The sequence below is a fragment of the Vibrio algarum genome, assembly GCF_028204155.1.
GTDB lineage: Bacteria > Pseudomonadota > Gammaproteobacteria > Enterobacterales > Vibrionaceae > Vibrio > Vibrio algarum.
Genome location: NZ_JAQLOI010000001.1, coordinates 1,789,611 through 1,805,253 on the forward strand (window position 1 = coordinate 1,789,611; position 15,643 = coordinate 1,805,253).

A 15,643-nucleotide genomic window follows, 5' to 3' on the forward strand; every position below is an offset into this window, starting at 1 on the left:
AACAAGAACTCTCACTTCTAACTCTAAGTATCTTTAGCACGTATAGATACTTAGAGTTTTACTTTAATTTTGATATAGAAATACAACTATATGAAAGCGATGCTGAAGTTTAGATGGTTGATTTTCGTTACCATTGTTGCAGTTAGTAAGACGACGTTTGCGAATTTACCAGAGACAATCAAGACAGTACAACCTTCAATTGTTGGTGTGGGCCTCTACGGAAAACTTAACCGTCCTTCGGCTCGTTTTCTTGGTACAGGCTTTGTTGTCGGGAACGGACAATATGTAGCTACGAATGCGCACGTGATCCCTGAATTGGTTCCTAGCGACAAAAAACAAAACCTCTTTGTTGTTGTAGGAAAGGGTAGAAACCCGCCAACTAGACGGGCAGAGGTCATTGCGATCGATGAAGAACATGACTTAGCTCTACTCAAAATTTCAGGTAAACCACTTACCCCACTTAATATTGAGAGACGAGAGGTTTATGAGGGAGAGAAAATAGCATTCACAGGCTACCCAATCGGCTCAGTGCTTGGATATTATCCAGTGACTCATCAAGGTATCATTTCCAGTATAACGCCTATTGTTATTCCAGCAAGGACGGCAAAAGAGCTGAGTATCAAGCAGTTAAAGCAATTAAAAAACCCCTATTTGGTTTATCAGTTGGACGCGACAGCCTATCCGGGAAATAGCGGAAGTCCACTCTATCTTCAAGATAGCGGCAAAGTAATAGGAGTGATAAATAAGGTGTTAGTTAAATCAACTAAAGAGTCAATTCTGTCTGATCCAAGTGCTATCACATACGCTATTCCTATTAAATACTTACTTCCTCTTCTGGAAAGCGTAAGAAATAAGACTAATTAATGAAATATTCAAAAGCGGTATTATTTGTTTTCTACATTTTTTTATCGGATATGTCTCTTTGTTAGATGGCTCTGCCCCTGATAGCAACGCTCCAGATCTAAATAGTTATGGTATCGAAAATCTCGACAAGGTAATGCATTTTATTGCATATTGTTTTTTCTCGGTGCTAGCTTTTTTAATTGTTAAATCAAAATCGCAGTTTGTTGGTTTGTGCGCGGCGATTGTGCTTTATAGCTTGCTATTAGAGCTTGCTCAGTCACTTATGCCATTCAGAGAGGCGTCATTAGCAGATTTTATAGCAAATACAGTAGGTGTAATAATTGGTGCTATATTGATCTCTAAGGCAAATAGATTGTCGAAAACTGCATGGATAAATAGACAAATAGAAAAACCTATTAAATGAAACTCGAAAGCAAACTTAGGCTAAGGACAGAATTTGGAAGATAGGGAACAGAGTTACATCCAATGTGAGTTATTTTACAGTCCTAATAAAAAGTGGTTACAAGAAGCGTGGAATGATCTAGAAACACGTGCATTACCAAACTTTTTTGAGTTGGCAATGGATTGGTAACTGGCTCGATAGTTTTGTCGACGATTTTATTGTCGTTGAAGCGAGGATAAATCAACAAACAGTTGGTCTTGGTATCCTTGTAAAGAAAAGGGCCTACTCATTAACCGGTGGCAGAAAAAACAAATACTATTTACACAGGACAGGAGAGCCAGAGGAAGATCAAATATGGATAGAGTATAACGATTTCCTATTGGACTCTGAAAGGAGCAACGAAATAAGAAAAGCGCTTATATCTCGAGTAGTTTACGCTATTGGTGTTCATGATTCATTAACGGTGGGCGCAAGCGAAGCCCAAAAATATGATGAATTGGAAACACTAGGTTTTTCTCAACGTAAAGTATGGGAAACCACCAATTATCGCTTAGATTTGACACCCTTCACTGAGTCGAAAGTGGACTATTTGAGTTCACTTTCTCGAAACTCACGTTACCAAATTAAACGCAGTATAAGAAAGTATCAGGAAATCGGTGAATTAAACGTTGAGAAAGCTCAAACTGTAGAGGAAGCTAAGGCATTGCTTGCGTTGGCTGAACCACTTCATATGGCGAGATGGGGAAGTAAGATTCAGGGTAGTGGGTTTGCCAACGAAAAGTTTGTTCAGTTCCACAAAAAACTTATCGAGAAAGGCATTACTGACGGAAGTGTTGAGCTTTACCATATCAAAGCTGGAGACGAAACTATTGCAATTATGCATTATTTCATTTCAGAGAATTGTGTGTACTTTTACCTTTGCGCAATCAACTATAGTCATTCAGGCGCACACTATAAACCAGGCATGGTTGCGCATTATTTGATTATAGAACAATTGATTAAAAGGAAAATGCGCGCCTATGATTTTATGGGGGGCGTGGCAAGATATAAATCGATACTATCGAATAACAAAGGAACTCTGGCTGTATATCAGTTTGAACACAAGTCGTCAGTACTTTCTATAGAAAATAAGCTTAGAGAGTTGAAAACTAAAATCAAACCTGAGATGAAAATTTATCAATAAACATATACTCAAATGTCGAACCTCTTATGGAAATATTTGGAAAATTTATAACGAACTCTTATGACTGATGGAATAAACAGAAAAATAACGATCGGGTATTTGTGGAATATGTTGACCAACTGGTTGAATCGTCTAGTTGGGTTGCTTAGTACTTTGATATTAATAAGGTTGCTTGATCCTATTGATTTCGGTGTTGCGACGCTTGCAATGATAGTAATGACGTTTTTTTCTATGCTCGCAGATTCCGGTACGGAAAAATATGTGATTCGAGCCAAAGAATGCACGAATGAGTTATTAAACAGTGCATGGTCGTTAAATTTATTATTGAAGTTGGTTTGTGGTTTTGTTATCGCGCTACTCTCAGGGCATATTGCTGAATTTATAAGAGAACCGGCACTTGAAGATGTGTTATTGATTTGTAGTTTGATACCGATTATCAGTGCTTTTAAAAATATAGGTGTACTGGAGTTTGAAAGACGTCTTAATTATAAACCGCTTGCTCAATTAACTGTTGCGGTTAAATTTTGTACATTTCCAGTCACTATTATTCTAGCTGTATTGTGGCAAAGTTATTGGGCTCTAGTCGTTGGCTTACTGGTCAGTGAGTTGTTAACGGTAATTGGTTCATACAAAATACATCAATATCGACCAAAATTATCTGTGAAAAACTGGGGGCGCCAATGGGGTTTTTCGAAGTGGTTTTTGGTTTCAACAACGACAGGCTACATTCGTTCCAGAATTGATGTGTTTTTGCTTGGTCGATATTTACCAAGCTCTGCGGTTGGAACATACAGAGTAAGTCAGGAGTTTGCTTGGCTTCCATTTACGGAATTAATATCACCAGCCACAAGCTCGTTGTATGCAGGTTTTTCTAAGATACGAGAGAATCGGCAAGAACTGAACAAGAAAACGCTTAATTATCTCGCCGTTTCCTATTTGTTGGTGACGCCATCAGTTTTCGGTATTTATGCTTTGAGTGAACAATTTGTCAGCGTACTGATGGGGGAGCAGTGGTTAAACGCCGCACCGGTATTGGCGTTATTAAGTATATTGATGTTGTCTATGCCACTAAATATGGCGCTACAGACAGTGCTAATTAATATAGATAAAGTTAAATATCTCGTTTACATTGACTTAGTGATGATAGGCAGTATCTTGGCTTGCTTCTTTCTTGCATACCAGCGAGGTATTGAAAGCATTATTGTATATACGCAAATACGTGTCATGTTGGCCTCACTATTTATCTTGCTGCTTGTGCTTATATTTCGCTTAGCCCTTGGAATCAATATAAAGGGGATGATGAAGGTTTTATTGCTACCCGTGCCACCGGCCTTGGTCATGTTTAATGTATTAGAGTTAGCAAAGAACTCAATCCAGCTATCAGATTGGTTAAATTTGTTAATTTTAACAATACTTGGTGGTAGCGTTTATATATTATTGATGCTACTCATATTTATAGTCTTCAAGAGTAGATTAGTCGAGTACGAATTGCTGCACGTAATATTTAAAGATCATATTCTATCGAAACTCAAACGAAATAAAGCTTGAGTATCAATATTGAGACATATTGATAAATGTATTCGTTTGGATTATAGATTGATTTATGCCATTCTATGGATTGGTTTTTTAAAGGTGATAGGCATTTTCTTTAAGCAAAAGAGTTGCTTAAAAGGGACATTTAGCTTTTGTTCAAGTGAGCACAAATGACAAATAAATCAAGGAAGAAAACGCCTTCAGTATTAGTTTTAGGGGAAGATACTCGTAGTTTTCTTTCGGTGATACGATCTTTGGGCAAGGCTGGCTATGATGTTCATGTAGTCTGCTATGACAGAACGAGTCCGGCTCTGAAGAGTAAGTATGTAAGCTCTGCACAATTTTATAACTATCAAGCCTATAGCCAGTCCGAATGGTTAGAAAACGTTATTGCGTTAATTGAACGATATCAGTTTCATCTCGTAATACCATGCGACGAAAGAGCCATTTATCCTCTTTGGTCCGCTAAACATCGAATTCCAGCAAACACCCAACTTGCCATCGCAAATCAACTGGCGCTCGACGTGCTATTCGATAAGTGGAAAACCAAACAAATTGCAATAGAGTGCAATGTGTCCGTTGCAGACGGAAATATAGTTAATTTGTCTGATACAACCTACGAACAGTTGGTTGGTGTTTATGGCAAAAAATTTGTGATTAAGCCCCTACAATCCTTTGAAGAGTCAAAGCTTAGTCAAAGACAAAAAGTCGCTATCGTTAAAAGCGAATCTGATTTTAATTCGTATATACGCATGGCGGGGAACGGACAACAATATCTGGTTGAAAAGTTTTTTAGTGGCAAGGGCGAAGGTTTGTCGGTCTTGTCTATTAAAGGTAAAGTCTATGCAGCTTTCGCACATATTCGCGTGGCAGAACCAAACCATGGGGGAGGGAGTTCTTACCGCAAAAGCATACCATTAGATCCTGAATTGCTTGAGGCCACAAAATCGATTTGCCTCCGTTCGGAATTAACTGGGGTAGCGATGTTCGAATATCGTAGAGACCTCCAGACCAATGAATGGATTTTAGTAGAAGTTAATGCAAGGTTTTGGGGTTCACTGCCGTTAGCTGAATATGCGGGAGTCGACTTTCCAGCATTATATGCTGATTATTTGGTGTCGGGTGAATTACCTAGTAAAATTCAACTGGAATACCGTCAAGATGTATTTGCAAGAGTTTTAACCGCTGATCTATACGAGATTAAACGAGAGTATGAAATTGCGGCGCTAGAAAAAGGCAAGTGGAATTCATTGATGAGCTTGCTTGACCGATTAGTTCATATTTTAAGATTTTTAGGACCTAAAGAAACGATTGATAGCTTTGATGTCACTGATCCCCGACCATTTATCCGTGAATGCATATTACTATTCGGACAGCTCTTCAAAGCTTTTGTCAGAAAAAATTCGTTTCTCCTACGTTTTCGGCGAAATCGTACACGGGCAAGATTAAAAAAATTATTTAAACTTAACTCAAACAGAACCGTTCTTTTTGTATGTTACGGAAACATCATGCGAAGCCCTTTTGCGCTTAAATGCTTCCAAGATGCTGTAGACAATTCACATGGGCATATTGTTTTAAGCGGGGACTCTTTTGGTTTTCATCTTGATGAAAATCGAAGCAGTCCAGAAAAAGCATGTGAGGCGGCGTTATCACTAGGTTATGATTTATCGACGCATTTCTCAAAATGGATGACTCAAGGAGATATTTCGGAGTCAGATATTATTGTTTATTTCGATGAAAAGAACAGCGATAAGTTGTCTGCTTATTACCGATCAAATTATGCTTTTTGTGCAGCAGATTTAGTAGATGAAAGTATCGCTATTGAAGCGACAATTGAAGACCCCTATGGTGAAGAGCTATACAGCGTTATTCTCTGTTACAAAGAAATAGAGAGCTCGGTCAAAGCACTAGTGGGTGTATATGAGGGCGCTATAAAATGAAGCAAAAAAACCAGTACTAGCCGTCGTTATTCATGCTGAAGAGGAATTTGATTGGGACTCAGGTTTTTATCGTTCCAGCAATAAAGTTACCCATGATAATGAACTTATCTCTCTCATCGATGAGATCATTGCACTTGGTGCTAAAGTGACATTGGCTATGGATTATCCATTTGTGACAAGTACCGCTGGAAAAAACGTCGTAGAACGCTACAAACCGTTAGAAAACAAGAATATTGAATTTGCTACCCATCTCCACCCCTGGGTGTCGCCACCTTTTGAAGATGATAGTGATCATGTTGAAAGTTTATATTCTTACCCCGGAAATCTTTCCAAAAATTGGGAGCAAAGGAAACTAGAACGATTGACTGAAACTATCGAACAGGTAACTGGAACTCGACCGATAAGTTATTTGGCGGGTAGGTACGGGATTGGAAAACATAGCGCAGAAATATTATGTGGCTTGGGCTATAAAATCGATTTGAGTATTAGTCCTTATGTTGATTTTAGCCATCAACAAGGGCCAGACTTCAGTTGTTATTCCAATAAGTCTTTTCAAAAAGATAATCTGGTTTATCTTCCTCATACCTGTTCAATATTGTCGGCCTTACCGCCCGTTACGAATTATTTGAATAGAAATCCAGTAAAGTTTACTGAGTTGCAATCCAACAGAGTGGTGAGCTTAGTTGGAAAGTTTTTCAGAATACGTCGGTATAGGTTATCTCCAGAGGGTTTCACTTTTAAACAGATGAAGATGGTGACGGAATCACAAATTGGTATTGGTCAGCATGAATTTATATTGTCCTTTCATTCGCCGAGCGCTAAGCCAGGGCTTACCCCTTATGTTCGTAATCAAACAGACTTAAAGAATTTTCGAAAAAATATCACCCAATATATTAATTGGTTTACTACAGTCGAAAATGGTATTTCACTACTGCCAAAAGAAATAATGAGGGATATCGTATAATGGATTCGAACCTTAATACAGAATTATTCTTTTCCGTGGTAATTCCAACTCGAAATAGACCTGAGATGTTTAGAGTGGCTTTGGATTCAGTGATATCACAAAATTTTGATAACTTTGAGATTATTATAATTGATGATGGGTCGACGCCCGATTCTCAGTCAATGTATAAAGAGTTGATGATCCAATATGCTACGAAAGTAACGCTACACTCTCTGGTTTATAGGCCGAATGGACATGGACCGAGTTATACACGGAATTACGGTGCGCAATTAGCGAAAGGAAAATACGTCTGTTTTCTAGACGATGATGATTCATGGTCTGACCCCGATCATTTGTTGAACGCTTATAAGTCTATTTCTAGCAAGGATGAGACTGTTGACGTTTATTATAGTAACCAAAAAGCTTTTTTTGAAAATGGCAAAGAATTAAAAGAGTTTATTTGGATAGAAGAGCTCAGTAGCAAAACTAATAATTTTGTTCGAGATGAATGTGGGGCTGTTTTTGTCGATACTGGTTTTTTGATGCAAAGTTCAGGATTTGCACACATGAACTGTACGATAGTTAATCGAGCGTTCTTTTGTAAGATGAATGGTATGGACGAAAATATTCGCTACGAGTCAGATAGAGAATTTTACTTGAGAACCATTGATGAAGCAGGCTTTATACTCTTTAATCCAGCGGTGATAGCAAGGCATAATATTCCTGATAGTCAGAAGAAAAATAACGTCTCCACGAGAAGTTCTCCATATGAAAAGCTAATATTTCAATTAAGGACGTATAATAAAGGCATGTTGTTTGCGAAGAAAAAAGAAATAAGACGCTTTTGTAAAACAAACAAGATGTACACATTGAAAAAACTGACAGAATGCTTACAACGTGACAAAAATTATGGCCTTAGTCGTCATTATGCGTTTCAAGCACTGACCACTAATTTTTCATTTAAATGGCTAATGTTTACGGCATATTTAACGGTGATGTCTATCATTGTTAGGGAAGTTAATAAAGACAATTGAAAGGAAGCTTGAGGGTAATATGATTAATGAAGTTGTTAAAAATCCAAGTGTCTTAGTACCTAAGAAGCATATATTTTTGATAAGTCACATGAGAGCGAACACCACCCTATTAGGACATGTTTTTGGTAGTCATCAAGATGTGTCGGGTTACTACGAGCACCATATCGGTTACTTTAGCTGGAAGAGTCTCGTGAGACAAAAACTAAAGTTCTCGAAAGAGAATCCGAATGAGCCTGTTACTTCGGTCTATTTTGATAAAGTGTTACACAGTAGTAGGATATTTAATGACTATGTGATTAAATCTAAAAATACACGTTTTTTATTCATGCTAAGAAAGCCTGAAAGAACGATCAAAAGTATTGTCGCACTCTATATGAGAGTTGAACCTACGAATGATTACGTTTCTATTAGTTATGCGGCGGATTATTACATAGAACGTGTCAAACAAATCGGTGAATTAGCAAAACGCTGCTCTCAAAATGGTAAATTCTATTATCTAGACTCAGAAGTAATCACTTCTGAGAAAGACTCGGCCTTAGAAACGTTATCACATTGGTACGGCTTGCATCCAAGCTTAACATCTGAGTATCGATCATTCGAACTCACGGGTAAGAGAAAGTACGGGGATTCTTCCGATAATATAAAAACGGGCAAAATAAATGCGTCCACCAATGCGTATCAGGATATTGTTATTGACAAGAAACTATTAGATAAATGCAATGAAATTTACGATACCGTTAGAAGAGAGATAATCGATCTTGCTGAAGATTCGATGTTAGAGAAGTAAAGGATTTAGTGGCATTCCGAATCTTTGATGTGAGCAAAAAACAACGAAAAGTTATCGTAGTAGAGACCTAATAGCGACCTAGGTTTCATGTGGTTGACTCAGATGGGTTGTATATGATTGGCCTGTTATCATGGATAGAAGTTTAACTGAGAAGAAGCGTTAAATGGAAAAGGTACATATTTGTCATTTAGTTTACAGTTTTGATGTAGGTGGTTTAGAAAGGGTAATAGCCAACTGTATTAATCAACTGGATAGAGAAAGGTTCTCTCATTCCATCATTGCATTGACAAGTGTAGGGGCGTTTATTAGAGAGATAGATAGCCCAGTTAAACATTATTCGTTGGAGAAGCGTATTGGCAACGATTTTTCATCCCATCTTAAGCTTTTTAAGTTGTTGAGAAAAATAAAACCAGATGTTCTTCATTCTTATAATTTAGCGACTATCGAGTACCATTGGATGGCCCTTTTGGCGGGTGTTAAATACCGAGTTCACGCTGAGCATGGCAGAGACACTTATGATCCGGACGGTAAAGTAAATAAATACAAACTAATAAGACGGATATGTTCACCAATCATCCACAAAATTATCGCTGTTTCAGATGATTTACTTCAGTGGTTGCAAAGCGATGTAAGGATACCAGAGAAAAAACTGGCTCTCGTTAGAAATGGTGTTGACACGGTTTATTTTAATAAAAATTCAATTCCTGTTACTGACATTAGTAAAGAAGAATTTAGGTTTGTATTTGGGCATGTGGCTCGATTACACGGTATAAAAAATCAAACTTTACTGATTAATAGTTTTTTAAGTGCGTGTGAAAGGGACAGTAAGTTTTGTGAAAATTGTGGCTTAGTTCTGGTTGGTGACGGACCGGATAAAACGCTTTTAGAGAACCTTGTGAAAGATAATAACGTATTGAAGGATAAGGTTAAGTTTACAGGTGCCCAACAAAATGTCAGAAGTCATTATGCGAGTTTTGATGTTTTTGTCATGTCTTCTGTCGCTGAAGGTATCCCCATGACGCTTCTCGAATCCATGTCAATGTCTGTTCCCCATATAGTGACAAGTGTAGGTGGTATTCAAGAAGTCATTGTACAAAATGAGACTGGGCTAGCGGTAGGTTCGAATGACCAAGCCTCTATGACTGATGCAATGCTCGCGATGTTTGCTAGTTGCGAAAATAGAGCCAGTATGTCATTTGCATCTCGAACAAGAATAACGTCACAGTTTAGTCAGAGTAAAATGGTAGCAGATTATGCCGCAATTTATCTAAAACAAGAGATGAACTAGAGATGGAAAGCTTATTATTTGCAGGGTGTTTAGTCGTGCTCGTTTTTATGACATATAAGTTCTCTAAGAAAGATAACGGAGAGGATAGTTAATTGCGGGATCTGATTTTTGTTGCAGCGTTTCTAATATTACTCTTTTTTCTATTAGAAAGCCTTTTATTTCTGTCTCGTTATGGTTGTGGTCTGGCCTGTTTGTTCCCATCTATTGGTTATATGGTTTTGGGACCTCATTCAGTTACAACGCGATTTTTGCGGCTGTAACGATCATTTCCTACCTATTTGTATTGAAAAAAAACCAAGGTTTCAGCTAACTGGTGTTTTCTTACCCGTCATGTTGTTTTATTTCCATACGACGATTTCAAGCGTTTTAACTATCGCTTTACCTGAGTTTGTCTGGCGAACGTGGCAAGACTTTTCCAAAGTTATACTACTTTTTATAATGACCTGTCTCATTTTGCGTAAACAACATCATTTTGATTTCTTTATCTGGGCAATTGTTCTTTCTGTTGGCTTTTACGGTTCTGTAGAAGGGCTAAAATTCCTTGCCTCCGGTGGGGGTCATAACATTGCCGGACCAAAGGGACATCTTATTCACGATAACAATCATTTGGCGTTGGCACTTTGTATGACGTTACCTTTAATTATCTATCTAAGTGAAGTGACCAAGGAAAAAATAATTAAGTTGGCGCTTTACGGTATGTTGATTGTCTGTATTTTCGCAATCCTAGGTACCTTTTCGAGAGGAGGGTTTTTAGGATTAGTCGTGGTCAGTGCTTATTTTTGGTACAAAAGTAAAAGCAGATTAAGAAACCTTATCATTATTTTATTTGTCACTTCGATTACGGTTGCTTTTGTGCTTCCAGAACGCTGGTTTAACAGAATGGACACGATTGAAACGGCGGTGGTGGAAGATAGTTCATTCTTAGGCAGATTGAACTCGTGGAAAATACACACATTAATGGCCATTGACAGACCCTTAATAGGCGGTGGTTTTAAAGCCTGCCAGTTTGGCTATATATGGAGAAGATTGGCTTTAGATATCGATACACTGGATTTCATTGAAACGCCTCCTCCAAGTAATAAGGGTTTAGCGGCGCACAGTATCTATTTTCAGGTATTGGGTGACCACGGATTTACCGGCCTCTTATTGTTTTTATCAATGTTGGCAACATCCTTTTTTAAACTAAATGGTATCGTAAAATATTATAGAAAGAGATTTAAAGAAAAAAGGCATTGGGCTGGACGACTTGCTGAGATGACACGATTATCCTTGCTTGCGTATGGGAGTGCAGGTGCGGCGTTATCTATGGCCTATTTTGAACTGATTTATGCAATATTAGCCTTAACGGTCTGTTTAACCCTTGTACAACAATCTGAAGTGAATCGGGATAAAGATGCAGTTAAATTGGGTTAATCACCGCACTATCAGTTGGGAATCAAAATGAGCGATAAAGTTCAAAATATCTTAAAGGCTTCATTTTGGGTCCTAGCGGTATCATGGTATTCAAGAGTATTATCTATGCTGACCGTGATAATTCTAGCGAGAAATCTCGATAAACACGACTTTGGCATCTTAGCAGGGTGCTTTGTGATTCAAAGCTTTTTTAATGCGATCGCAAGTACAGGCGTTAGAGAGTTCATATTAAGAAAAGAGACAATAACGGCTGAAGATATTAATGCCGCATGGACAATTCACGTTTCAACCCGTCTATTAATGGCGCTGTCAATATTTGGTCTGTCAGGCTACGCCGCCGATTTTATGAAGATTCCTGAAATTGGGCTTTTATTAAAAGTGATGTCACTTTCCGCCGTTTTTCAAGGTTTTCAAAATCTAGCCATATATATCGATATGAAAAAGCTTCGATATTCAAAACCATCGTTACTAGGAGCAATATCTAAGTCAGTGGCAAGTACCACCTCAATTTCATTAGCCATCATTTATCAAAGTTACTGGGCCGTGGTTGTTTCTGAGGTTCTGTTTCACGCGGTCTATACAATTGGTACCCATGTTGCTTATAAACACAAATTGAAATTTGTCAGCAAAAACGTTTTTGAACAGTGGCAATTTTCAAAGTGGATTATTTTAAAAGGTATTGTTGGTTATATTAAAGCGGCGTTTGATAAAATAATAGTGAGTCGAAACTACCCTTTAGGTGATTTAGGTCTCTATAACTTTTCTATGGAAGCGGCAACGACAGCGTCTAAATTTATCATTCAGCCTTTAAATAAGCTTATTTACCCTAGTCTATCTGATTATGTTAATGATAAGCGGGTATTGGTCGACAAGGTGAATAAATCCCTATTGGTACTTTCTTGCGTGTACATACCTATAGTGTTTGGAGGGGTGTATTTATCAGATATTTTAGTTCCGGTAGTGTTCGGTAGTAAGTGGAGTGAAGCGGTACCTCTGTTTAATATTTTTTTACCCATGACGTTTGCAGGAATTTTGGTAAGCGCGCTTACCAATGTTTATACATTAACGGGCAAAGTTAAGCAGCAATTTTGGTATGAAGTAATCACTTCAATACTGTTTTTAATGGTTATGGTGCCAGCGTCTACGTTACCTTTGCTAGATTTCGCCTTATGTAGGCAGCTAGTGCCATATGTATTATTATTGACCATTATGCTTGCTCTGCAAAGAACGCTCCCAATATCAATATTTAAATTACTGAAATTATTGTTTATTCCCTTAATGTGTTCTTTATTCATGATATTGTTGCTCAGATTTTTTTCGCAGTTGGTCACTATAGATAATGACATTGTGTTCTTACTGGTCTCTATATGTATAGGTGCGCTAGCTTATATTGTTGCTTTGGTAACAATGGTGGTTTTATCTAAAGGAATAGTGCCAGAAAATGATTTTCTATATAAGAATTTCATTTTGGGGTTTATTGGTGTGAGTAAACGAAAACTGGAACAAAAGCGGGCTAAAAATGGGTGACAACAAGCATAAGGTACAGGGAGATACCCATTATAACAGTGCGATACTTGTTATCTTATATAACAAGGAGATAAAAGAGAGCAAAACACTCTCTACGTTAGCTGACTGTCAATTTGATTGGGGAAACGACAAGTTAGTGATATGGAATAATGGCCCTAAGTTGCTCGGAAACAGAACTGATGCTCTGTCATTTAATTTCAGTCTTGAAGTTGAAGTGGTGGAGACAATAGAAAATAGATCTTTATCATCCATTTACAATAGTTTTATAGCAAATAATTGCTCAGAGCGATACGTACTTCTGGATGATGATACCGCGATTGCGCCTAGCTACCTTAATTCTATTAATAAAGTGAATTTTGAGTCCGGCGGAGTTCCAATTATTGCTCATGGCGGCATAAGGCAGGAGCCCGTGATTAATGGCAAAGTTTTTAGAGGTGAACCGTTTGAAAGCGTAACTTCTATGGTAACTATTACCGGTATAGGATCTGGCTTGGTTTTAGGGGCGGGGCTATTAAAAACCATTGAGAAGAAATACAAAACCGTTTTTGATGAGCGGTTTATACTATATGGTGTCGATGCCACTTTTTTTCATCGAGTTAATGCAATGTACTTAGCGGACCGTTTTGACGTATTACCCATTCTCAACCACTCGCTCTCAAGGCTAGAAAACGAATCTAATGAAGTGACGACCTTTAGAGTGATTGAGAGGGCTAACGCACACGCATTGATTTTAAAGTTTTATAAATCCCCATATATGGCCTGGAAGACGGCATTACTCTACTCATTTAAATACTTTGTTAAAAGAGTATTTAGAATAGAGGATGATTTACACCAAAAGCATTTTATTCGAGCATTTTTAAAGGGAAAACACTATCGAGATAAGAGATAGTTGTAGTAGGGCTATTTGTTATTTCGACAATAAGAGATGGATCTATTTAGGTGGTAATGTAATGCAAAGACAAAAAGTTACGGGATTAAGACAATTATTCTTCATTTTAGGAAAGGATGCTTGATATGACTATTTTACATGCAGATGATGATATAGATCCAAAGAGTGAACGTGCAAGGTTTCTTTTTGCCCGAGGTGGGTGGCCTGCTTTCCATCGTATTAATTTTGATATTGACTTAATCTTTAGCGCCGCTGAAGAATGGAAACGGGATCTAGAAGGCTTGGATAAAGCTTGGCTGGTATGGAACGCTCATGATGATTGGTGTTCTGTTCAGCAGAGGTTAGTGGAGAGTGTTGGTTGGACGCCGCTCGTTGGCTGTGATCCACGCGTTGGTAAACCCACAAACCTTTCAAAAAACGCGATATTTTACGATTTTAATAAAACATTGAAGTTGCCTTTTTTGCACCCCGTTTTTGTATTGGAATTTGTGTTTTTGTTTATCGATAAATTGGCTTTTTGGCACTCGGATTTACTGCTTCCTACTGAGAAAATGCAGACGTTAGCTGACCTTTTTGATGAATTGGAAGATGGGCAAACTTGTGCAGTAAAGCATTGGCACAAGAAAAGGTTTTGGCGAAAACCGCAAAGAGCCTGGGAACTCGTCGGCTGTACGACAAAAAACGCGTCTTTGAACCAATACGAAGTTGGTTCGGGTTGGTGGAGCAATATATACGCGCATATAAATTGCCCAGATGAGAAAGAGGCCATATATAGAAAGAATAAGGTTAACTGGGACCATGGGGCGGGGATTAAATATTGGAAAGATAGATACGGTGGTGATTTAAAGTACATACCTTTGGAATATGTAGAAAAAGGCCATTTTTCACCCACCTCCCACCCCAAACTTTTTGCAAGACAGAAACATGCTATAGGCAGGGATTTAAATAGTCAGTTAGACTCTCAAACGGGAGTGACCGCAGCATGTAATTTAGTCGGTCTAGACTACATCAAATTAATGAGTGATTATGAATAACGTAAGGGCTTTTAAGCTGATAAGAATACAATTGTAGACGTAATGCTTAGGTAATAGATATGAAAAAAGTAGTTTATACAGTTATTTCTTCTGGTTACGATAGGTTAAGGGCAGTACCAAGCCCTCAGCGAGATATCGATTTTTTTGTTATCTCCGATGATAATATCGACGTACCTGAAGGATGGAAACTGATAGAAAAAGAGAAACAAAAAGACCCAATATTATTTAATCGATTTTATAAAATTAACCCTTATACTCTTTTTACAGATTATGATTACTCTATTTATATTGACTCCCACTTAGAGGTTACATCGGATTTGAACCCATTATTTGATGACTGTATAAAAAGTGAAAAGGGGATCGCTATGTATGATCATCCGGAAAGAGATTGTGCTTATGAGGAAGCAGAAAAAATAAAAGAGCTTGGATATGCGCATTATGGCTTGGTTAATCGACAAATGAATCGATATCGTGCGGAAGGTTTTAATCGGTTGTTTTTGAAGCAGGCAAATATTATATTTAGGTCGCATGAAGATAACGGTGTCATACATGCGATGGAAATATGGTGGGAAGAATTTATAAATGGTGCTCGTCGAGATCAACTCTCTTTTGCCTACTCCTGTTTGAAGTCTGGCTGTGATGTGCTGGCTTTAGGCAGGCATGATGCATGGTATGGAAACAAATACTTTAAGCACCACGGGCACCTTAGAAAAAATCGATCTAAGAATCTTAAGTGGAAGATAATTAACAAATTGGCTAGATTAGTGAAACTTGATCAATAAATTAACAGCTGTTAACTCTAATCGTGTGCGCAAAGTAGGCCGAT

At 37.9% G+C, this 15,643-nt stretch carries 14 protein-coding genes; all 14 read left to right on the forward strand.

Annotation, left to right across the window (positions count from 1 at the left end; translation table 11 throughout):
* The first annotated feature begins 99 nt into the window (after positions 1-99).
* Entirely contained in the window at positions 100-864 is a 765-nt protein-coding gene (locus PGX00_RS08550; RefSeq protein ID WP_272135264.1) for a S1 family peptidase, read from the forward strand.
* A 58-nt stretch (positions 865-922) separates the two neighbouring features.
* Complete coding sequence (locus PGX00_RS08555) at positions 923-1,267, forward strand: VanZ family protein (RefSeq protein WP_272135265.1); 345 nt, start codon at positions 923-925, stop codon at positions 1,265-1,267.
* Positions 1,268-1,394: 127 nt separating this feature from the next.
* A complete protein-coding gene (locus PGX00_RS08560) occupies positions 1,395-2,429 on the forward strand; it encodes a GNAT family N-acetyltransferase (protein ID WP_272135267.1) in 1,035 nt (344 codons plus the stop codon).
* Between the two features lie 60 nt (positions 2,430-2,489).
* A complete protein-coding gene (locus PGX00_RS08565) occupies positions 2,490-3,977 on the forward strand; it encodes a lipopolysaccharide biosynthesis protein (RefSeq protein ID WP_272135269.1) in 1,488 nt (495 codons plus the stop codon).
* 155 nt (positions 3,978-4,132) lie between these two features.
* The gene (locus tag PGX00_RS08570) at positions 4,133-5,902 is read left to right on the forward strand and encodes an arsenate reductase/protein-tyrosine-phosphatase family protein (RefSeq protein ID WP_272135271.1); all 1,770 of its coding nucleotides are present in this window, start codon (positions 4,133-4,135) and stop codon (positions 5,900-5,902) included.
* A 157-nt stretch (positions 5,903-6,059) separates the two neighbouring features.
* Entirely contained in the window at positions 6,060-6,866 is an 807-nt protein-coding gene (locus PGX00_RS08575) for a polysaccharide deacetylase family protein (protein WP_272135273.1), read from the forward strand.
* Entirely contained in the window at positions 6,866-7,879 is a 1,014-nt protein-coding gene (locus PGX00_RS08580; protein ID WP_272135275.1) for a glycosyltransferase family 2 protein, read from the forward strand. Before PGX00_RS08575 ends, PGX00_RS08580 begins: the two co-directional genes overlap by 1 nt.
* A 19-nt stretch (positions 7,880-7,898) precedes the next feature.
* Positions 7,899-8,666 (forward strand): hypothetical protein, encoded by a 768-nt coding sequence (locus tag PGX00_RS08585; RefSeq protein WP_272135277.1) that lies wholly within the window; start codon positions 7,899-7,901, stop codon positions 8,664-8,666.
* Positions 8,667-8,829: 163 nt separating this feature from the next.
* Positions 8,830-9,954, forward strand: a complete 1,125-nt coding sequence (locus PGX00_RS08590; RefSeq protein ID WP_272135279.1) for a glycosyltransferase — start codon at positions 8,830-8,832, stop codon at positions 9,952-9,954.
* Between the two features lie 171 nt (positions 9,955-10,125).
* A complete protein-coding gene (locus PGX00_RS08595; RefSeq protein WP_272135281.1) occupies positions 10,126-11,367 on the forward strand; it encodes a putative O-glycosylation ligase, exosortase A system-associated in 1,242 nt (413 codons plus the stop codon).
* Between the two features lie 27 nt (positions 11,368-11,394).
* On the forward strand, positions 11,395-12,894 hold the full coding sequence (locus PGX00_RS08600; RefSeq protein WP_272135283.1) for an oligosaccharide flippase family protein: 1,500 nt from the start codon (positions 11,395-11,397) through the stop codon (positions 12,892-12,894).
* On the forward strand, positions 12,887-13,783 hold the full coding sequence (locus PGX00_RS08605) for a hypothetical protein (protein ID WP_272135285.1): 897 nt from the start codon (positions 12,887-12,889) through the stop codon (positions 13,781-13,783). Before PGX00_RS08600 ends, PGX00_RS08605 begins: the two co-directional genes overlap by 8 nt.
* 125 nt (positions 13,784-13,908) lie before the next feature.
* The gene (locus PGX00_RS08610) at positions 13,909-14,817 is read left to right on the forward strand and encodes a hypothetical protein (RefSeq protein ID WP_272135287.1); all 909 of its coding nucleotides are present in this window, start codon (positions 13,909-13,911) and stop codon (positions 14,815-14,817) included.
* Positions 14,818-14,876: 59 nt separating this feature from the next.
* Complete coding sequence (locus PGX00_RS08615; protein ID WP_272135289.1) at positions 14,877-15,599, forward strand: glycosyltransferase domain-containing protein; 723 nt, start codon at positions 14,877-14,879, stop codon at positions 15,597-15,599.
* Positions 15,600-15,643: the final 44 nt, after the last annotated feature.